Genomic DNA, 19,570 nt, shown 5'->3' with positions numbered 1-19,570 from the left:
TCAGCTATCGATTAGATAAGCTTCGTGATATAGATACGGTGTGGAATCGCCCCGGCCCGACGACCATGCACGGGAGAGCATCGGCCAGTTGCTCGACGATGCAACGGACCTGACCGCGCGTTTTCTCTCGGATCGGGCCGAGCTGAGCGCCTCCGCGGCCTACGCCATGCATCGGGTTTCCCGGGAAGGACCGATCCGGCTGACCGTGCTGGCCGCCAAGGAAGGCGTGAGCCAACCGTCGATGACACAGTTGATGCAGCGCCTGGCGCGCGCCGATCTGGTCGGCCGGGTGCCCGATCCGGAGGACGGACGCGCCTGCCTCATCGGGATCACCGAGCATGGCCAGGCTCTGCTCGACGATCGTCGGCGGCTACGCCGCCAGCGGCTGCGCGACCTTCTGCAGACATTGGACCCGGACGAGGCGGACACACTGTGGCTCGCGGCGCGCGTCGCCGCACCGCTGCTGGCCAAGCTCGCCGCCGCGGCGGACACGGAGGACGCCGCGCCCGACTGAGGCGACGACGACATGACCGCGGGGTGCGTAACCGGTTGAACGGTGAAAGAGGTTGGGGTGAAGAAAGTTCCAGTTGGTCGCGCGCTGAAGAAGGCGTGGATCCCGGTGGTCCTGGTCATCGTGCTGGCCGTCTCGGGCCTGGTGGTCTCGCGGCTGCACAAGATGTTCGGGTCGCAGGACCTGAACGCAAACGCCGGCGCGGGTATCGAGATCGTCCAGTTCAACCCGAAGATACTGGTCTACGAGGTGTACGGGCCACCTGGAAGCTCGGCCGAGATCAGCTATTTCGACCCGGACGCCAACGTGCATTCGGTCAGTGCGCCACTGCCCTGGTCGGTCACCTTGTCCACCACGCTGCCGACCGTCAGCGCCAACCTGATGGCGCGCAGCGACAGCGAGTCCAGCAGCGACGCGATCGGCTGCCGGGTCACCGTCAACGGCATTGTCCGTGAGGAGCAGAGCGCCAATGGTGTCAACGCCCAGACCTACTGCTTGGTGAAATCCGCATGACCACGACCACAACCGAATCCACCGGCACGCCGAAGCGGGCCGCCTTTCCCCGCCTGATCCGCATCCTGGCCTGGCCGATCGTGCTGGCCTGGATCGTGATCGCCGTCGTGGTGAACGTGATCGCACCCCAGCTGGAGGTGGTCGGCGAATTGCACGCCGCGCCAATGGCTCCCGAGGACGCGCCGTCCATGCAGGCGATGAAGCTGATGGGCGGGAACTTCAAGGAGTTCAATTCCAACAGCACCATCATGGTCGTCATCGAAGGCCAGCAGCCGCTGGGGCCGGATGCGCACAAGTACTACGACGAGATCATCCACAAACTGGAGCAGGATCCCGAACACATCCAGCACATCCAGGACTTCTGGGGTGACACGCTGACGGCGGCCGGAGCCCAAAGCGCCGACGGCAAGGCGTCTTACGTGATGATCAACCTCGCCGGCGAACAGGGCATGACCCTGGCCAACGAGGGCGTGGACGCCGTCCGCAAGGTCATCGAGGAGACCAAGGCCCCGCCGGGAGTACAGGCGTACGTCGCCGGCCCGGCCGCCTTGACCGACGACCTGCACGTCATCGGCAACGCGAGCCTGGCCGAGATCACCCTGATCACCCTCGTCGCGATCGCCGCCATGCTGCTGGTGGTCTACCGCTCGATCAGGACCACGCTGGTCCAGTTGTTCCTGACCTTCCTGGCCCTGCTCACCGCGCGCGGTGTGGTGTCGGTGTTGGCCACCCACAACGTGTTCGGGCTGACCACCTTCGCGGGCAACATCCTGACCATGCTGGCGATCGCCGCAGCCACCGACTACGGCATCTTCATCTTCGGCCGGTATCGCGAAGACCGTGGCCTTGGCCTGGACCGCGACGAGTCCTACTACGCCACCTTCAAGTCCGTGGCGCCGGTGATCGTCGGTTCCGGGCTGACCATCGCGGGCGCGACGTACTGCCTGAGCTTCTGCCGCCTGCCGTACTTCTCCACCATGGGCGCCCCGGTCGCGATCGGCATGGTGGTGGTGGTCGTGATCGCGGCGACGCTGGGGCCCGCCGTGCTCTACCTCGGCAGCCGTGTCGGGCTGTACGAGTCCAAGCGGCCACCACAGAGCACGTTCTGGCGCAAGGTCGGAACGGCAGTGGTGCGTTGGCCCGCACCGATTTTCGTCGCCAGCCTGTTCGTGGTGCTGATCGGCATCGTGGCCATCCCCGGCTACAAGCCGGCGTACAACGACCAGTACTACCTGCCCAAGGACGCCCCGGTGAACATCGGCTTCGCGGCCGCCGAACGGCACTTCTCACAAGCCAGGATGAACCCGGACATCCTGATGGTGGAGGCCGACCACGATATGCGCAATCCCGCGGACATGCTGGTGCTGAACAAGATTTCCAGCAACGTGATGCATGTCGAAGGCATTGCCATGGTGCAGAACATCACCCGGCCGCTGGGAATCCCCATCCAGCACAGCTCGATTCCGTTCCAGACCAGCATCTCGGGGCAGACCAGTAACCTGAATCTGCCGTTCCAGCGCAAGCAGCTGGAAGACCAGCGGAGGATGATCGACGCGACCAACGTCTCGATCGACATCCTGAAGAAGCAGTACGCGCTGTCGCTCGAGCAGACCCAGCTCACCCAGGCCTCGGCCGCCAAATCGCAGGAACTGCTGCAGGTCACCGAGCAGGTGCGCGACAACATCGCGAATTTCGACGACCAGTTCCGCCCGCTGCGTAACTACTTCTACTGGGAACCGCACTGTTTCGACATCCCGATGTGCGCCGCTGCCCGTTCGGTGTTCGACGCCCTCGACGGGATCGACCAACTGACGGACAAGACCGGAGAGGTTCAGGTCAACACCGACAAACTGGCCGACCTCGCCCCGAAGCTGACCGCGTTGTTGCCGCAGACGATCGCGTCGATGGAGACCAGCCGGGATCTGTCGCTGGCGTCCTACAACTCGCAGAAGGCGCTGATCGACCAGATGCAGGCGATGAACGACACCGCACTGTCCATGGGTGCGGCCTTCGACGGCGCCAAGAACGACGACCTGTTCTACCTGCCCCCGGAGGCCTTCCAGAATCCCGATTTCGAACGCGGCCTGAAGATGTTCCTGTCGCCGGACGGCAAGTCGGCGCGGATGTTCATCACCCACCAGACCGATCCGGCCACGGTGGAGGGTATCGCCCGGGTGGAATCCGAGCGCAAGGCCGCGCAGGAAGCTCTGAAGATGTCGTCGCTGTCGGAAGCCAGGATCTATCTCGGTGGCGTCGCGGCGACCTATAAGGACATGGCCGACGGCGCACGCTATGACCTGATGATCGCCGTGGTGTCGTCGCTGACGCTGATCTTCATGATCATGCTCATCCTGACCCGCAGCGCGGTGGCCGCACTCGTGATTGTCGGGACGGCGGGCAGCTCCATCGCGGCGTCGTTCGGCATCTCGGTGCTGTTGTGGCAGGACCTGTTCGGGATCCAGGTGCAGTGGCTGGTCATGCTGATGTCGGTGATCATCCTGTTGGCGGTGGGCTCGGACTACAACCTGCTGTTGGTCTCGCGGTTCAAGGACGAGATCCACGCCGGCTTGAAGACGGGCATCATCCGATCGATGGCCGGCACCGGTGGGGTGGTGACCTCGGCGGGTCTGGTGTTCGCGGCCACCATGGCCGGGATGATGGCCAGCAAGTTGATCGTGCTGGCCCAGATGGGGTCGACCATCGCCATCGGCCTGCTGATCGACACGTTCATCGTGCGGTCGCTGCTCATGCCGTCCATCGCCACCATGCTGGGCCGCTGGTTCTGGTGGCCGCAGGTGGTCTACCCGCGCGGTGACTACCAGTTCGTGCCGTACCGGCCGAAGCGGCCACCGTCCCGCGACGCCGACACCGAGACGCTGCCCGTTCAGGGCTAGTGCACAGGTCGCGGCGGGTCTGACCGGGGTGTCGGACCCGCCGCGTCCATGTTGAGAGATGATCAAGGGCGTGGGACGTGACGGCAACAGCGTGAGCGAGACACTGCGATGACGGTGCCGCAGCAGTTGACCGACCGCTACGAGCTGGGCGAAATCCTCGGTTTCGGCGGAATGTCGGAGGTGCATCGGGCGCGCGACGTGCGGCTGCACCGTGACGTGGCCATCAAGATCTTGCGTGCCGACCTGGTCCGCGACCCGAGTTTCTCTCAGCGCTTTCGCCGCGAGGCCAAGCACACCGCCGCGCTCAACCACCCGTCGATCGTGGCGGTGTTCGACACCGGGGAGGCAGACACCCCGACCGGGAAGCTGCCTTTCCTGGTCATGGAGTTTGTCGAGGGGCAGACGGTCGGCAAGCTGATCCAGCAGCACGGTGCGATGGCCCCGCACCGGGCGATCTCGATCATCGCCGAGGTGTGTACGGCGCTGGAGTTCAGCCACAACCGGGGAATCGTCCACCGCGACATCAAGCCGGCGAACATCATGATCACCCCCACCGGAGCGGTGAAGGTGATGGACTTCGGGATCGCGCACGCCATGAACGCCACCACCGGCGACCGGCTGACCGCGACGTCGGCCGTCGTGGGCACCGCCCAGTACTTCTCCCCGGAGCAGGCCCGCGGCCAGGAGGTCGACGCCCGCACCGATGTCTACTCGCTCGGCTGCGTGCTGTACGAAATGCTCACCGGTCAAGCGCTTTTCACCGGCGACACCCCATTGGCGGTGGCCTACCAGCATGTCCGAGAGCGGCCGGTGCCGCCGTCGCAACGGCGCGCGGGCATCTCCCCCGAACTCGATGCGGTGGTGCTCAAGGCGCTGGCGAAGAAACCCGACAAGCGTTACCAGAGCGCCGCCGAAATGCATGCCGACCTGCTGCGGGTCGGCAGCGGGAAGGCGCCGGAGGCGCCGGCGCAGCCGCCGGCCGACACCGACGAGACGCCCGCGATCGGCGATCCGCACCCACACACGTTGCAGCTGCCGGTGCAGGAGCGCCGCGGCTCATCGCGACGCTGGCTGATCACCGGTGCGCTCGCGGCGGTGACGCTGCTGGTGCTCGCCGGGGTGTACGTCGTGGGCACCATGAACCGGGTGCAGGTGCCCGACGTGCACGGGCTGACCCGCCAGGACGCGGTGAGCCGGTTGCAGGACCGGGGCCTGACCCCGCAGGTGGACACCAAACCGGACGGGTCGGTGGAAGCCGGGCGGGTGATCGACACCGATCCGGCCGCCGACGCCCCGGTGGCCTCGGGCAGCGATGTGACCGTGAACGTATCGACCGGTCCCGAGCAGCGCCGCATCCCCGACGTCTCGACGCTGACCTACGACGACGCGGTACGCACCTTGCGCGATGCCGGATTCGACAACGTCCGGCGCACGTCGCAGGCGTCCAAAGCCGAGCAGAAGGACCGCGTGGTCGAGACCATCCCTGCGGCGCAGCAGGATTCGGCCACCAGCAATGAGATCGTCATCGTCGTCGGTTCCGGCCCGGCGACACGTCAGGTGCCCGACGTGACCGGCCAGACCGAGGACCAGGCCAGGCAGAACCTGGGCACCGCGGGCTTCACCACCATTTTGCGCACCGACGCCGACAGCACCCTGCCGGTAGGGCAGGTGGCGAGCACCGATCCGCCCGCGGGCGCTTCGGTGGCCTCGGACGCGCCGATCACCGTCAAGGTTTCGCGGGGCAACCAGTTCCCGATGCCCGTCGTGACCAACTTTTTCTACAACGACCTGGTCGCATACCTGGCGAGCTTCGGGTTCGTCGGGCGGCTGGACAAGGGACCGGATATCGACGCAGGCCCGCAGAACCGTAACAAGGTGGTGCAGCAGGACCCGGCGCCCGGTGTTCCGGTGAACCGCGACGGCGCCATCACGGTGAACTACGGCTCCTGAGTCCGCAGGCGTGATGTCGGCCACCTTTGCATAGGCCTGCGCATACAAAGGCCACCGTCACCGGAGCGACGAAAAGCCCTGCGGCAGTGATCTTTGGCCCACAAAAGGAAACGGCAGCCCGCTGTTGGACTTTCTGATCGTTACCCTATATAACTTCTTGTATAAGAAAGGGCCAGTAAACGGCGGTTTTGACCGCCCCGGCCCACGGGAATTGACGCAAAAAATACATAGGGGAACGAATATGAAGGGTCTGACTCTCGCGTCCTTGATCGGTGCGGCCGCCAGCGCAGTGGCGCTGGCCGCGTTGGCCGGCACCGCCGCGCTGTCCTCGCCGGATATGCATTCGGCGGCGGGCATGGAGACCGGTGTGACCGTTACGAACACCCCGGGTGCGCCGGCCGAGGTGCGCCCGCCGATGATGAGCGCGGCACCGCAGATCACCGGCCCGGCGCCGCTGCCCACCGAGGAGCAGGGCCTGCCCGGCTAACCTCGACCGGACTCCTGCTCGGCCAGCTTTGCCAGCATCGCGTTGTAGGCGGTCAGGTCGGCGTCCTCATCGCGGTCGGCGGCCCGATCGAGTCGCTTGGCGGTGCGGTCGTCGCTGCGCCGCCACTGGATCAACAGCGCCAACATGACCAGCACCAGCGGCACCTCACCGGCCGACCAGGCGATTCCGCCGCCGAGACGCTGGTCGCCGAGCAGGTCGGTGTGCCAGTCCAGCTGCAGTGATTTGTAGAAGCCCTCGGCCATCACGGTCTGGGTGCCCATCAACACGACGCCGAAGAATGCGTGCAGGGGCAGCGAGCCGAACACCATGGCCAGCTTGCCCAGCGCCGGTAGGGGCCGTGGGGTCGGATCGATCCCGATGACCACCCAGTAGAACAGGTAGCCGGACAGCAGGAAGTGCAGGTTCATCGCCACGTGGGCGGCATGAATCCCGGCCACCGCGTCGAAGATGCCACCGAAGTACAGGCCGTAGAAGCCGCCGACGAACAAGGCCGTGGCCACGATCGGGTTGGTGAGCACCTGCGATACCCGGCTGTGCAGCGCGGCCAGCAACCATTCCCGCATGCCCGGCGGGGCGCCGCGGCCGGCCGTCGGCAGCGCGCGCAGCGCCAGCGTCACCGGAGCCCCGAGCACCAGGAGCACGGGTGAGAGCATCGACAGCAGCATGTGCGCACCCATGTGCATGCTGAACATGGCCGGCATGTACCGGCCCAACCCCGACGACGTGGCGAACAGCAGCACCGCGCAGCCGCACAGCCAGGCGATGGTCCGGCCGACGGGCCAGGCGTCACCGCGCCGGCGCAGCCGGATCACCCCGGCCACATAGAAGGCGGCGAACAGGATGGCTGCGGTGCCGAAGATCAGGTCGAAACGCCAGTCGAACAGGATTCGCGCCACCGTCGGCGGGCCGGCCAGGTCGTAGCCGATCTCCACCGCGGTGACCGACGGGTTGGCCACCGGTGGCGGTGGCGGCGGCGTGCGGCCCAGCGCGACGGCGATGCCGAAGGTGACACCGAACACCAGCGACTCGACCAGGGCCAGCCTGATCAGGGGTCGTCGGTTCTGCGGGTCGACGGCCAATGCCCGCACCGCGGTGCGCCGCTGCCAGAACCCGAGCGCCCCGAGCACGAGCAGGGCGACCACCTTGCCGATGATCAGCCAGCCGTAGCTGCTGTGCAGCAGGTCGCCCGGGCGCAGCCGGACGAAGGCGTTGATGACGCCGGAGAACCCCATCGCCACGAAACAGCACAGGGCGATCGCCGAGAACCGGCGCGCGGCCAGATCGGTGTGTGCGCCGCCACGGATCGCCAGCGCCCACAGCGCCATCAGTCCGCCGGCCCACACCACCCCGGCGACCAGGTGGATGAACAGGCTGTTGGTGGCCAGGTCGTGGGAACCACCGGCCGAGGAATGTCCCGACAACGCCAGCGGCACCAGGGTGAACACGGCCCCCGCGCACAGCACCGGCGTCCACGACCACCGCAGCACCGGAATGCTCACGACGGTAACCACCGCGGCGAACAGGGCGGTCCACCGCCAGGTGCCCGCGGTCTCGACCAGGCCGGCCACCGACCAGATGTCGGCCAAACCGAGCTTGCTGAGCAACGGCTGGCCGGTGATATCGGACACCGTCAGGGGCACCAGCAGCACCGCGCACACCGTCCAGATGCCCGACGCCAGGGTGCCCGCCCGCAGGGCGCGGTACCCCGCGACGTCGAGCACGCCGCTGGCCTGCGGCGGCACCAGGAACGCGGCCAGCAGGAACGAACCGACGGCGACGGCGGCAGCGATCTCCCCCACGGCCCGGACGAACGGCAGACCGTAGGTGGTGACCGGACCCGGATCAGGCAGACCGGTGGCGGTCAGGGCATCGGCCAGCGACAACCCGCCCAGCCCGGCCGCCACGGCACCGGCCAGCATCGCGACACCGAACAGAACGGGCCATACGGCGCCGGGTGGCGCGGGCCTCGCGCGGGGTCCGCTGTCGGCTCCTCGCTGGATGGACGTCATCCCCCCAGGGTATGGGGTGGCCGTCAGACCTCAGCGGCGTGCTGGGCCGCTTTCTCGCGCTCGTAGAACTGGGCACGCGATCCGGCCTCGACGGTGTCCATATCGGTCAGGATGTCCCGCAGTTCCCGCAGGAAATCGGCGCGCCGCTGGGACAGGTCGGGTGCCCGCCCGAGCAGGTTCTGGTCGGCCGCCACCTGACGAGCGGTCGCGAACAACAACGCCGACACCGACTCGTTGCTGCGCACCCTGCCCTGGGCCACCTGCTGGCGACCGACTCCGAGCGCCAACTTCGTCAGCTCCTTTTCCGAGATATCCGCCGGGGCGTCGCGCAGCACGTCGGCGACGATCTCGTAGGCCTCCACGAACGGACGCAACATGGCCGAGCCGAGCAGCGGCCGTTTGGCGCGCAGCAGCGCCTCGATACCGTCGCGGCCGGAGGCGATCTGCTCCTCCCAATCCTGCGTCCACGACATCTCCTTGGTCAGGTTGTCGCGGAACGTCGCCGAATCGGCGAAGTAGAACTCGAACTTCAGCAGATCCCGTAACCGTGCCGTCTGCGCCCAGAACACCTCCAGGTGATCGGATTCGGCGCGAGCCGCGTGCGCCAGAGCCAGTTCGATGATCGAGGTTTCCAGGAAGGACGCGATGAGGGTGTTGCGGTAGAAGGCCGCCTCGTGTTCGTTCTCCGGCGCGATCCGCCACACCGGCTCGCGGCCGCCGTCGATCCGGGTCACCGGATGCCCGCCGGACAACGCGTCGACGGCGGCCCGGACCCCGTCGACGGTGCGCAACCGCAGGGCACTGTTCGTCATCGGAATACCCTTGCGCTCAAGGTAATCCAGCGAGTCGCCGAAGGTGCGGTGCAGCTGCCCCAAGGTCAGCGCAACACCGCGAGTGGTGAGCAGCAGTGCCGATACCAGACCGGTGGCGTTCACCGGCGTGACCTGCTGGATACGCCAGGCCACCTCGAACGCCATCTTCTGCATCGCCAGACGTTTGGCGTCCGGGTGGGCGTTCATCGCGCCGCCCGGCTCCCCCAGGTACTGGCGCATCGAAACCGCCTCGGGGAAGCGCACGTAGATCTTGCCGTAATTACGCTCGCCCTGGGCCTTGACGAAGTTGTACAGCCAGCTCAGACCCTCGGGTGTCTTCTCGCCGCCGCGGGCGTAGGCCGCGTACTCCTGGGTCTCGTGCAGCTGGTCGAAACTGATGGACACCGGCTGCAGCAAGATGTCCTCACTGCGGCCGTCCAGATAGGCGTCGGCGACATAGGACAGCAGGCCGAGCTTGGGCGGCAACATCTTCCCGGTACGCGACCGGGTGCCCTCGATGGACCAGTTCAGGTTGAAACGCTTCTCCACGATGTAGCCGACGTACTGTCGCAGCACGTACTTGTACAACGGGTCGTCGAGCTTGCGGCGCAGGAAGATCACGCCCGAGTGCCGCATCAGCGGGCCCATCACCCCGAACGACAGGTTGATCCCGGCGAAGGTGTGCACCGGTGGTAGCCGGTTCTCCTGCATGGCGACCGGGACGATCACCCCGTCCAGATAGGAGCGATGCGAGAACAACAGGACGGCCGGGTGGACTTCGAGGGCGCGACGCATGACCTCGATCTCGTCGCGGTCGTAGTCGATGTTCGGGTCGAAGCCACGGCTGAAGATGGCCCGGCCCAAGGTCGGGATGAGGTCCACCGAGAACCGGCTCCACCCGGTGGACAGTTCGTCGAGCATCTCGCCGGCCCTGTCCACGGTCGCCCCCGGGATCTTGTCCAACCCCTCGCGAAAACGGGCCGATGCCAACATCTCCGGTTTGACCAGCCGCGGTGACTTGTACTCCGGGCCCAGCAGCCGCAGCTCCACCCGCTCGATGGCCAGGATGGCCCGCCGGATCACGAAGCGGGCGAATTCACGCGGGTTCTCGGCGGTGGTGGTGTCGTTCCACTGTTGACGCAGTTCGGACACCTTGGCCGGTTCACCGGCGACCACCCGAGCCCGTGACGCGTCCTTGCGCAGGATGCGGCGCTGCAGCATTTCCGGCGGACGGTAGGTGTCCCGGCCGGAGATGAGCGCCACCACCTTGGATCGGGTGGGCAGTCCGCCCGGCACCCAGAACACCCGCACCGGCACCACCGATCGGTCCGGGTCGGCGGACAACTTGTCGACCAGCTGGGCCAGCACCGTCGGTGGCGGCTCGTCGGAGTCCGGTAGGTGCAGCACCTCGACGCGGGCCTCCGGCCGCTCCCGGCGCTGCTGCGCCACCCAGTCCCTGAGCAACTCCTGCTCGGCCGGCGACCCGACCGAGGCGAGTACCAAGGTGTCACCCGTCGGGCTGAAGCCCTCGATATCGGCCGAAAGCCTTGTCATGAGCGGTCTTCCGGGGCGTCGGCACCGCGCTTGTACAGCGGAACCTCGGGCAGCTGATCACGCGGCCAGGACGACAGGGTGTCGAGATAAAGCTGGCGGACCTCGGCGATGCGCTCGGTCAGGTTTTCCTGGGTCCAGTCGGCGGTGGAGATGGGCGGAAACACCGCGACGTCGACCGTGCCGGCGTTGAAGATGCTGGAATCCCGCGCGGCGATGACCTCCGCATTACGGATCACGATCGGCACGATCGGGATGCCGGCCGCCATCGCGATGCGGAACGGACCCTTCTTGAACGGGCCGACCTCGGTGGTGTCCAGCCGGGTGCCCTCCGGGGCGATCATGATCGAAATCCCTTTACGTGCAAGCTCTTCGACCTTGCGCAGGCCTTCGACCGCGGCTTGGGTGTCGTCACGGTCGATGAACGCGGCATCCATCACCTTGCCCAGTGGCCCCATCAGCGGGTTGCGCTCGAGCTCTTTTTTCCCCACGCTGGTGAAGTTGTCCCGGACCAACCTGCCGGCAATGAACGGGTCGGCCTGGTTGCGGTGGTTGAAGATGAACACGGCCGGCCGTTGTGCGGTGAGGTTCTCCTCCCCCAGCACGTTGAGCTCGATGCCGATGGTCAACATCAGCAGCTTGCTCCAGTTCGAGGTGAAGAAGTTGACGCCGGTGCGCTTGTCGCGGTTGAGCAGGCCCAACCCGATCGCGCCGGCCGCCACCGTCGGGATGGTGGCCAGGCCGGCCAGCGTGCGCAACTGCGCGACCGGGCTGCTGCCGCTGCGGCTGCGGAATCGCAGGATCGGCCAGCCGCGCTTGAGGGCGACGGCGGCCAGTTTGCCGCCGGGGTTGGTCGGCCGCGGATTGCCGACCACGTACATCAGCGCGACGTCCTCGTCGCCGTCGGCATAGAAGTAGCTCTTGGTCAGATCCACCCCGTTGGCGGCCGAAAAGCGTTGCACCGCATGCGCTTTACCCGGACCCCAGATGATCGGCTGCCGCACCTCGCCGGTGATCAGTCCGTCGTCGTCCACCTCGAACTCGTTGCACAGCACATTGTCGATGCCGAGGAAGCGAGCGACGGGTTCCACCTGCACGGTCAGCGCCGAGGAACTCAGCACCACGGTGTGCCCGCGTGCCATGTGCGCCCTGATGATCGCCCGCATCTCGGGATACATGCGGTTACGCACGTGCTGGACGAACAGCCGCTCGCCCAGTTCGTCCAGATCCGAGAGCGAGTTGCCGCGCAACATCCGCGCGCCCTTGCCGATCAGGTCCTCGAACTCCGAACGGCCATGTTGATGGTTGAGCCCGGCCTGCACCATGCCGATGAACTCACCGACGCTCATCTGCCCGCGGCGCAGTCGGTCCTGGGTCATCAATACCCCGGTGAACCCAGCCACCAGGGTGCCGTCCAGGTCGAAGAACGCGCCGACCTCGGGCCCCGGCGGGCTGGCCTCGATCTCGGCGACGGTGCCGGGCAGGCGTGCCTCGGTCATTTATCGGCACTTCCGTTCGACGACACGGTTTCCGGCGCGGTGAAGGATGCCGCCACGGCGCGTCCGTCCCCACCGAGGGCCAGGATCTCGTCGAAACCCCGCAGCAGGCAGCGGGCCCACAACTCGTCGTCGACGAAGGCGGCCCGGTCATAGCGGGTGGTGACCGTGATGAAACCGCCGCGCGACACCAGCACCGCCATCATCGCCACGCCGGGTAGCGGACCGAGTCCGTAGTGCCGCAACACCTTTGCCCCCGCGATGAAGGTGTCGCCGGGGTACACCGGCACATTGCTGGCCTGCACGTCGGAGTTGACCACCGACCCGGCCGCCGACTCGAGGACGGCGTCGGGCAGGAAACTGATGAACGGCGCGAGCGTACCGACCATGTCCATGGCCCGTTCCTCGCGCTTGTCGGTCATCTGCGAACGGATCGCCTTGATCCGCCGCTCGGGGTCGGCGACACCTACCGGCGCCGCGAGATTGATTCCGGCAAAACGGTTTCCGCCGGCCGGGTCGTCCTCGGCGCGCAAGTTCACCGGGACCGCCATCGGCAGCGTGTCGATCGGGATGCCCTTGGCCTCGTGGTAGTGCCGCAGGGCGCCGCACAACCCGGCCAGGTAGGCATCGTTGATGGAACCGCCGGCAGCCTTGGCCGCCCGGTGGAAGTCGGAGAAGACGATGTCGATGGCCTCGCTGCGGGAGGACAGGCTGCGCCGCCGCAGCAACGGTGAGTGATCGGCCACCGACCGCGATACCCGGGCGGTCGACAGCGCATAGTCGACGACGCCGCTGACCGTGGCGGCCGGGTCGCGCACGACGTTGGTGACCGCGTGTACCGCACCCCCGATCAGGCCCAGCACGCTGTTGGTGATCTTCATGGGTAGCCGGTTGATACCCATCTTCATCAGGTCGTTGGACGACAGATCCTGCGGAATCGGCAGGGGCGCAAGCTCGCCGATCGGGGTATCCCGCTCCAGGCTGTAGATGTTGGCGAACATCTCGACGGTGCCGACCCCGTCGGCGACGGCATGGCTGAGGTGCAAGATGGTCGCGGCCCGGCCGTCGGCCAAGCCCTCCACGAGGGTCGCGGTCCACAACGGCCGGGTGATGTCCATCGGTGTCTGCAGCGCGACCTCGGCCAGGTCGAGAACCTCGCGCAGGGTGCCGGGCTCGGGGGCCCGGACCCGACGCACGTGGAAGTCCAGGTTGAAGTCGGGGTCCACCACCCACCGCGGTGATGCCGTCGGCAAGGTAGGCATGACCACTTTCTGGCGTAGCCGCAGCACCTTGCGCGAGGCCTGCTCGAACACCGCGCGGAACTGCTCCCAATCGGGGGTGAGGTCAAGCAGTTCGACACCCATGATTCCCGAGCGGGTTCGTGGATTGGCCTCGCCGCGGTGCAGCAGTGTGTCGACGCCGTTCAGTTTCTGGGGCAGCCCCGCCGCATCCAACGGCACGTTGCTCATCGCGCGCACTCCTCCTGCACGGCGCTCTCCCGTCGGGCGCCATGCAGCGTCCACGCTAGTCCGCGCCGCGGTGGCGCGGCGGGGCTTTCGTAGCTGTAACTGGGGCACCGCACCGGCGTCAGGCCGAGGCGCGATGTTCGTCGGTCCCCGGCAGCTCGCGGTAATCCGCCGCGTTCAGGATCCGCTTCTGCTGACCATTCTTGACCGGCGTGATCCGGAGTGTGACGGACGCGTTGTGGTCGGCCGGCCGGAGGTAGTAGCACTGGTCGGTCTCCGGGCAGTAGATGCAGATGGTGTCGATGGAGGCCTTGTCGATCGGTGTGCTGTGTACCCCGTGGCGGTCGGACCAGGTGGACCGGAGGTTGACGTTCAGGACGCCAGAGCGCGCCGACCGGTATTTCACCTGGATGCGGTGGAAGACCCCGTCGGAGTGTGCGACGAGGTCGAACGGCGCATGCTCGGTGGCAGGGAACAGCACGTCGAATCCCTTGGCGACGAGGTCGGCGTGCGCTTTGGCGACGCCGAGATCACCTTTGTCTTTGGTGTGGTGTCGAGCCATCCACGTCTTTCCGTGTCTTTCCGTCGGATTCGGCGCGCGACCGCAAAGCGGGCGGCGGGTGGTGAGATACGGCGTCCGCGGCGTGTAAATTACGGTGCGTCCGTGTTCTGCCCCCGTGGCGCAACGGATAGCGCAGCCGGCTTCTACCCGGTAGGTTGCAGGTTCGAATCCTGTCGGGGGTACCAATCTCGATCAATGTCGGTGCCGTTTCCCAGTGACCGCACCATAGCTCGTGGGTCCGACAAATCCGTTTCGGCGCAGACTGCCATTCCCGATATGTCACCCTGACTTCGTGAATGCCCGTGCCATGGCGGCTCAGCTGATCGTTGCCGCGGCCCTCCCTGCCGCCATGCTCGCGGCGGTCCCCATCCCCGTGGCGGCCGCCGACGACTGCCCCGACGTCGAGCTCGTCTTCGCGCGCGGCACCGCCGAACCACCCGGGATGGGCCGGGTGGGCGACGCGCTGTTCGCCGCACTGCAGCCGATGCTCGGCGGCCGCACCCTGGGCGCGTACGCGGTGAATTACCCTGCCAGCTACAACTTTCTGACCACCGGTGTGGGCGCCGACGACGCCCGCGGCCACATCGCCTGGATGGCCGGTCAATGCCCCGGCACCCGAATCGTGCTCGGCGGCTTCTCGCAAGGTGCGGCGGCGGTGTCGATGCTCGCCGGTGTCCCGCCGGTCGGTGACCGGATCGGCAGCATCGGTTCGGCGCCCGCCCTCGATCCCGGGCTGGCCGGCACCGTGGCGGCGGTCGCGGTGTTCGGCAATCCGGGCGCACGGTTCGGCACCCCGCTGTCCGGCAGCGGGCAGTTTGCGGGCCGGGCGATCGACCTGTGCAGCGCCGGTGACCCGATCTGCTCGTCCGGTTCCAGGGACCGCGCAGCCCACAGCAACTACGAGGCGCCGCCTTACCCCGGTCAAGCTGCCGGTTTCATTGCCGCTCGGGTGTGACCCGGGCCCTCGGAGCCGATTTGCCGAGCATTCGGGCCGCCTGGCACCCTTTCACGGTGACCGCGATCGATCCGGAAAAACTACGCACCTGCCTGCAGGTGCTCGCCGAGGTCGAATCGTTGCCACCCGAGCACCCCGACGCGGTTGCCGTGCGGCGCGCGACCGCGGGCATCTTCAAGGCGGTACGCAAGGCCCGCCGCACCGCCGCACGCCAGGCCGTCGCCGACGCCGACAAGGCCGTCATCGCGGCTACCGCCACCGGCGCCCCGGGCCGGATCGACGACGAGACCGCCGGTCTACCGCTGGTATCGGCGGCCACCGGGGCCACCGCAGGCACCCTGATCCGCTCGCGCGCCTGCTACATCTGTAAAAAGCAGCACACCGTCGTCGACGCCTTCTACCACCAGCTCTGCCCCGACTGCGCGGCGTTCAGCCATGCCAAGCGGGACGCCCGCACCGACCTCACCGGCCGCACGGCGCTGCTGACCGGCGGCCGCGCCAAGATCGGTATGTACATCGCGCTGCGGCTGCTGCGCGACGGCGCGCACACCACCATCACCACCCGCTTCCCCAACGACGCGGTGCGGCGTTTCGCCGCGATGCCCGACAGCGCCGACTGGCTGCACCGGCTGCGGATCATCGGCATCGACCTGCGCGACCCCGCGCAGGTGGTGGCGCTTGCCGACACCGTCGCCGCCCAGGGGCCCTTGGACATCCTGATCAACAACGCGGCACAGACGGTGCGCCGGGCCCCGGGCTCATACTCCGCCCTGGTCGAGGCCGAACGCACCCCGCCGGCCGAACTGGCGCAGGTGGACGTCGTCAGCTTCGACCGCGTCAGCGACGCCCACCCGGCGGCGCTGGCCGGCAGCCTGGCCGAGCATCAGACGCCGCACGCGCTGGCCGAACTGGCCTTGACGGCCCGCAGCGCCTCCCCGGAACGGATCGCGGCCGGTGTCGCGATCGACGCCGGCGGCCTGCTGCCGGACACGGCATCGATCAACAGCTGGACCCAACGCGTGCACGAGGTCGACGCGATGGAGCTGCTCGAGGTGCAGCTGTGCAACCAGACCGCCCCGTTCATCCTGGTGAGCCGACTGCGTCCGGCGATGGCCGCTTCCCCTGCCCGGCGCAAGTACGTCGTGAACGTGTCGGCCATGGAGGGGCAGTTCGGCCGCAAGTACAAGGGGCCGGGTCACCCGCACACCAACATGGCCAAGGCCGCGTTGAACATGCTCACCCGCACCAGCGCCAAGGAGATGCTGGAGCAGGACGGCATCCTGATGACCGCCGTCGACACCGGCTGGATCACCGACGAACGTCCGCACCCCACCAAGTTGCGGCTTGCCGACGAAGGCTTCCACGCACCGCTGGATCTGGTCGACGGCGCTGCCCGGGTCTACGACCCGATCGTGCGCGGCGAGGCCGGCGAAGACCTGTATGGCTGCTTCCTGAAGGATTACCGGCCGAGCGACTGGTGAACGCGCCCCGCCGTGCTCAAGCCTGACCGGCCGGCAGCTGCTCGAACGCATCGTCGAGGGTCGGGCGGATCGTCAGCACGGCCGCCAGGCCCACGAGCTCCAGCGGACGGCGGGTCACCGGTCCATCCGCGACGACGATGAGCGCGACGTCGGACGGCACCTGATCCTGCGTGTTCACCAAGGTGGCCATCCCGCACGAGGCGAAGAAGGTGATCTCGGTCAGATCGATGATCACCGCGGACGGCTGCTTGTCCAGGGCCGTCGCGATGACCTGGTTGAAATCGGGCACCGTCAGCATGTCGACGACACCGGAGCAGCCGATCACCACCGTCGTGTCGTGCCAGGTCTGGGCACACATGAACGGCGACGGGCTACGTTCGAAGTGGTCGGACGAAACGTCGGACGTAAGGTCGGGCATCGAAAACCTCGCCAAGCGTTGGTTCGGGGCGCAATGTCTCGCGGGCTTTTGTCTGAACCGAACAAGCTTGAACGCCGACTCGTTGCGAGCCTATCGCAACTTCTGTGCCCGATGCGATCGGCCGGCCGCAGCCTGGCAGTCTCGAGCCCATTCGCACGGAGACAACCTGGGGGTTCCTCATCTCGTATCCCAACATCGGCGGCACCGACGCCGACGGCCTGGTGCCCGTCGGAACACCGATCGACCTGGACAACTGTGCCCGCGAACCCATCCACATCCCCGGGAGCATTCAGCCGCGCGGGGTGCTCGCGGTGGTCCTCGAGCCGGGCTTCCAGATCCGTCAGGTCAGCGCCAACGTCGCCGACGTGCTCGGCAAGTCGGTGCCGGAGGTCCTCGGCCACCACCTGGCCACCCTCATCGGCGCCGACCAGGCGGCCCAGATCCAACAGGCGGCCGCCGCGTTCGGTGACCTCCGTCAGCGCAACCCGTTGGAACTCGAGATCGAGGTGGCGGGCCGACCACGCGCGTTCGACGCCTTGCTGCACCGCGAGCCGGGCGGGGTGTTGCTCGTCGAACTCGAAATCGCCTACGGCGAGAGGCCGTTCTCCTTCCCGAACACGTATCAAGCGGTGCGCAGCTCGGTCGAAGAACTCAACCGGACCCATTCGATCGCCGAACTGTACGACGCCACTGCCCGCGCCGTCCGCGACCTGACCGGCTTCGACCGGGTGATGGTTTACCGCTACGACCAGGACTACAACGGCGAGGTCGTCGCCGAATGCAAACGCGACGACCTGAATTCGTTCCTGGGCCTGCACTATCCGGCCAGCGACATCCCCGCGCAGGCCAGGGCGATGTACGAGAAGAACTGGCTGCGGCTGATCTCGGATGTGAGCTATACGCCGGCCCCGCTCGTGCCTGCGTTGGACCCCGACAGCGGCACCCCGGTCGATCTCACGCACGCCACGCTGCGCAGCGTCTCACCCATTCACATCGAGTATCTGCAGAACATGGGCGTACAGGCATCCATGTCGATTTCCCTTCTGCGCCATGGCAAGTTGTGGGGCCTGATCGCCTGTCATCACTACGCGGGCCCGCATCTGCCGCCGTACGGCGCTCGCGCGGCGGCAGAGTTCCTGGGATCCACCCTCTCCCTGCGGCTCGTCGACCGCTTCGACGAGGATCAGCTGCGTGAGCGGTTGGCGGCACAGTCGACGCTCACGACGTTGACCAACGCATCGCGTAACGACGGCGAACCCGTGGCGGCCACCCTGCTCGGCTCGCCCAGCCTGCTCGACCTGGTACCCGCCGCCGGTGTCGCCGTCCGCGTCGGCGGCAAATACCGTGTGCTCGGGACGGTTCCGCCACCCGAGGTCGTGAGCGCCGTGGCCGCTTGGGCGCGTGGCGGCGCCGCGGAAGTGGCCGCCACCGACTGTCTGTCCGGTGAACTCCCGACACTGGAGCTGGATCCGGCGGTGGCGGCCGGCGTACTGGCCCTGAACCTGCCCGACGGTCAGCACGTCATCTGGTTCCGGCACGAGGCGGTGCGGTCGGTGGATTGGGGCGGCGATCCGCACAACAAGGCCATCGCCGTGCGGGAAGGTGACGGAATTCGGCTCAGCCCGCGCAAATCCTTCGACCGCTGGCGCGAGATCGTGGACAAGTGCAGCGAACCGTGGACATCGATCCAGATCGAGTCCGCCGAAGCGCTGCGGCGGACTCTGGTCGAGGAGTTGTACCGGCGCACGCGCGGCGCATTACTTCTGGCCGAGGTCATGCAGCGCAGCCTGCTTCCGGCGTCGATCCCGACCGTCGCGGGCTGGGAGCTGTCCGCCGACTATCGGCCCGCCGCCGGCGGCCGGGTGGGTGGCGACTGGTACGACGCGTTCCAACTACCGGACGGACGACTGGTGGTACTGGTCGGTGACGTCGCGGGGCACGGCCTGAGTGCGGCAGGCGCCATGGCCCAACTGCGAAACGCCTTGCGCTCGCAGCTGTTCGGCGGGACGACCCCGGCCGAGGCATTGAGCCGGCTCAATGCGTTCGGTGTGCACTTGATGCCGCGTGCCTTTGCAACCGTGGTCGTGGCCCGGATCGAAGTCGATTCCGGTCGGGTCGAAGCCGCCTCCGCCGGACACCTGATGCCCTTTCACACCGGTCCGGTGACCGGCATGGCTCCGATCCGACTGTCGCCACCGATCGGTGTCCGCGGCGCCGCCTACGCGGCGAGCACCTTCACCATCGACCGCGGCCGGGGCCTGGTGATGTACTCCGACGGCTTGGTGGAGCGCCGCGGTGCGACCATCGATGACGGTGTGGGCCGACTCGCCCAGGCGTTGAGCGGTGCCACCTTGCACTCGGCGGCGGGCATTTCGACCGCGGTGGCTCCGCACGACACCGAGGACGACGTCACCGTCGTCACCGTGTACCGGTCATGACCGACG

The 19,570-nt window shown here is 67.4% G+C and carries 14 protein-coding genes and 1 tRNA gene; 9 read left to right on the top strand and 6 right to left on the bottom strand.

Going from position 1 to position 19,570, the window contains the following annotated elements:
• The first annotated feature begins 40 nt into the window (after window positions 1–40).
• From AWB94_RS26730 to AWB94_RS26710, 5 genes are all read left to right on the top strand, one after another.
• The gene (locus AWB94_RS26730; RefSeq protein ID WP_064961334.1) at window positions 41–514 is read left to right on the top strand and encodes a MarR family winged helix-turn-helix transcriptional regulator; all 474 of its coding nucleotides are present in this window, start codon (window positions 41–43) and stop codon (window positions 512–514) included.
• Window positions 515–571: 57 nt separating this feature from the next.
• On the top strand, window positions 572–1,024 hold the full coding sequence (locus AWB94_RS26725; RefSeq protein WP_062657938.1) for an MmpS family transport accessory protein: 453 nt from the start codon (window positions 572–574) through the stop codon (window positions 1,022–1,024).
• Window positions 1,021–3,918, top strand: coding sequence for an MMPL/RND family transporter (locus AWB94_RS26720; RefSeq protein WP_062657939.1), 2,898 nt, complete (start codon window positions 1,021–1,023; stop codon window positions 3,916–3,918). The genes AWB94_RS26725 and AWB94_RS26720 overlap by 4 nt, the downstream gene beginning before the upstream one ends.
• Before the next feature lie 108 nt (window positions 3,919–4,026).
• A complete protein-coding gene (gene pknB / locus AWB94_RS26715; protein WP_062657940.1) occupies window positions 4,027–5,868 on the top strand; it encodes a Stk1 family PASTA domain-containing Ser/Thr kinase in 1,842 nt (613 codons plus the stop codon).
• Between the two features lie 241 nt (window positions 5,869–6,109).
• The gene (locus AWB94_RS26710; RefSeq protein WP_062657941.1) at window positions 6,110–6,355 is read left to right on the top strand and encodes a hypothetical protein; all 246 of its coding nucleotides are present in this window, start codon (window positions 6,110–6,112) and stop codon (window positions 6,353–6,355) included.
• On the opposite strand, the gene AWB94_RS26705 is transcribed toward AWB94_RS26710, so the two are convergent.
• From AWB94_RS26705 to AWB94_RS26685, 5 genes are all read right to left on the bottom strand, one after another.
• Complete coding sequence (locus AWB94_RS26705; RefSeq protein ID WP_062657942.1) at window positions 6,352–8,385, bottom strand: bifunctional copper resistance protein CopD/cytochrome c oxidase assembly protein; 2,034 nt, start codon at window positions 8,383–8,385, stop codon at window positions 6,352–6,354. The two genes, AWB94_RS26710 and AWB94_RS26705, sit on opposite strands and share 4 nt — an antisense overlap.
• Before the next feature lie 23 nt (window positions 8,386–8,408).
• Window positions 8,409–10,751, bottom strand: a complete 2,343-nt coding sequence (locus tag AWB94_RS26700; RefSeq protein ID WP_062657943.1) for a glycerol-3-phosphate 1-O-acyltransferase — start codon at window positions 10,749–10,751, stop codon at window positions 8,409–8,411.
• A complete protein-coding gene (locus AWB94_RS26695; protein ID WP_062657944.1) occupies window positions 10,748–12,247 on the bottom strand; it encodes an HAD-IB family hydrolase/lysophospholipid acyltransferase family protein in 1,500 nt (499 codons plus the stop codon). Before AWB94_RS26695 ends, AWB94_RS26700 begins: the two co-directional genes overlap by 4 nt.
• Complete coding sequence (locus AWB94_RS26690) at window positions 12,244–13,713, bottom strand: wax ester/triacylglycerol synthase family O-acyltransferase (RefSeq protein ID WP_062657945.1); 1,470 nt, start codon at window positions 13,711–13,713, stop codon at window positions 12,244–12,246. The genes AWB94_RS26695 and AWB94_RS26690 overlap by 4 nt, the downstream gene beginning before the upstream one ends.
• A 118-nt stretch (window positions 13,714–13,831) precedes the next feature.
• Window positions 13,832–14,272 (bottom strand): group I intron-associated PD-(D/E)XK endonuclease, encoded by a 441-nt coding sequence (locus tag AWB94_RS26685; RefSeq protein WP_062657946.1) that lies wholly within the window; start codon window positions 14,270–14,272, stop codon window positions 13,832–13,834.
• 109 nt (window positions 14,273–14,381) lie between these two features.
• Here AWB94_RS26685 and AWB94_RS26680 point away from each other — a divergent pair.
• The 3 genes from AWB94_RS26680 (at window position 14,382) to AWB94_RS26670 (ending at window position 16,708) form a co-directional block, all read left to right on the top strand.
• Window positions 14,382–14,457, top strand: a tRNA-Arg gene (locus AWB94_RS26680).
• A 164-nt stretch (window positions 14,458–14,621) separates the two neighbouring features.
• Window positions 14,622–15,227 carry a cutinase family protein gene (locus tag AWB94_RS26675; protein WP_062657983.1) on the top strand — a complete coding sequence of 202 codons (606 nt, stop codon included), beginning with the start codon at window positions 14,622–14,624 and terminating at the stop codon, window positions 15,225–15,227.
• 56 nt (window positions 15,228–15,283) lie between these two features.
• On the top strand, window positions 15,284–16,708 hold the full coding sequence (locus tag AWB94_RS26670) for an SDR family NAD(P)-dependent oxidoreductase (protein WP_062657984.1): 1,425 nt from the start codon (window positions 15,284–15,286) through the stop codon (window positions 16,706–16,708).
• A 16-nt stretch (window positions 16,709–16,724) separates the two neighbouring features.
• Here the strand turns inward: AWB94_RS26670 and AWB94_RS26665 are convergent, their stop codons facing one another.
• The gene (locus AWB94_RS26665; RefSeq protein WP_062657947.1) at window positions 16,725–17,126 is read right to left on the bottom strand and encodes an STAS domain-containing protein; all 402 of its coding nucleotides are present in this window, start codon (window positions 17,124–17,126) and stop codon (window positions 16,725–16,727) included.
• Window positions 17,127–17,305: 179 nt separating this feature from the next.
• On the opposite strand from AWB94_RS26665, the gene AWB94_RS26660 reads away from it, so the two are divergent.
• On the top strand, window positions 17,306–19,564 hold the full coding sequence (locus AWB94_RS26660) for a SpoIIE family protein phosphatase (RefSeq protein WP_062657985.1): 2,259 nt from the start codon (window positions 17,306–17,308) through the stop codon (window positions 19,562–19,564).
• The last annotated feature ends 6 nt before the right edge of the window (window positions 19,565–19,570 follow it).

Source organism: Mycolicibacterium canariasense (genome assembly GCF_002101555.1).
Lineage (GTDB): Bacteria > Actinomycetota > Actinomycetes > Mycobacteriales > Mycobacteriaceae > Mycobacterium > Mycobacterium canariasense.
The sequence above is the reverse complement of the archived record's forward strand: the minus strand, read 5'-3'. Positions and strand labels throughout refer to the sequence as shown.

Bases quoted from the DNA above. Each gene is read 5' to 3' on its own strand.
- AWB94_RS26720 (WP_062657939.1), top strand. From the start codon at position 1,021: ATGACCACGACCACAACCGAATCCACCGGCACGCCGAAGCGGGCCGCC.
- pknB (WP_062657940.1), top strand. From the start codon at position 4,027: ATGACGGTGCCGCAGCAGTTGACCGACCGCTACGAGCTGGGCGAAATC.
- AWB94_RS26710 (WP_062657941.1), top strand. From the start codon at position 6,110: ATGAAGGGTCTGACTCTCGCGTCCTTGATCGGTGCGGCCGCCAGCGCA.
- AWB94_RS26705 (WP_062657942.1), bottom strand. From the start codon at position 8,385: ATGACGTCCATCCAGCGAGGAGCCGACAGCGGACCCCGCGCGAGGCCC.
- AWB94_RS26700 (WP_062657943.1), bottom strand. From the start codon at position 10,751: ATGACAAGGCTTTCGGCCGATATCGAGGGCTTCAGCCCGACGGGTGAC.
- AWB94_RS26695 (WP_062657944.1), bottom strand. From the start codon at position 12,247: ATGACCGAGGCACGCCTGCCCGGCACCGTCGCCGAGATCGAGGCCAGC.
- AWB94_RS26690 (WP_062657945.1), bottom strand. From the start codon at position 13,713: ATGAGCAACGTGCCGTTGGATGCGGCGGGGCTGCCCCAGAAACTGAAC.
- AWB94_RS26685 (WP_062657946.1), bottom strand. From the start codon at position 14,272: ATGGCTCGACACCACACCAAAGACAAAGGTGATCTCGGCGTCGCCAAA.
- AWB94_RS26675 (WP_062657983.1), top strand. From the start codon at position 14,622: ATGCTCGCGGCGGTCCCCATCCCCGTGGCGGCCGCCGACGACTGCCCC.
- AWB94_RS26665 (WP_062657947.1), bottom strand. From the start codon at position 17,126: ATGCCCGACCTTACGTCCGACGTTTCGTCCGACCACTTCGAACGTAGC.